The following is a 352-nucleotide window of genomic DNA, read 5'->3' as shown; positions in this document are numbered from 1 at the left end:
GTTTCCCGGCTGATTCCAGAGAGTCAGCCGGGAAATCGGGATCGGCCGGAGGGGTGTATCAGACGGAAATGGCAGCGAGGGCTGCGGCTGATTCCTTGGCGGGGAAGGACGGCGGGTTTACACCGGCCATTTCCTCCATAACGCGGACCACCTGGCAGCTGTAACCGAACTCGTTGTCGTACCAGACGTAGAGCACCAGGTTCTTTTCGTTCGAGATCGTGGCGAGGCCGTCAACGATGCCCGCGCGGCGGGAACCAACGAAGTCAGTGGAAACCACCTCGGGTGAGTCGATGTAGTCGATCTGCTTGCGCAGGTCCGAGTGAAGGGACATCTCCCGCAGGTATTCGTTGAC

The 352-nt window shown here is 59.9% G+C and carries 1 pseudogene; it reads right to left on the bottom strand.

Features of this window, described 5'->3' with window-relative positions:
- Positions 1 to 58: 58 nt before the first annotated feature.
- Positions 59 to 352, bottom strand: a pseudogene (locus AC5RWX_RS34500) (glyceraldehyde-3-phosphate dehydrogenase); the annotation flags it as partial.

This window comes from Arthrobacter sp. SPT-J7, assembly GCF_059089965.1.
This window is presented reverse-complemented; position numbering and strand designations above follow the sequence as displayed.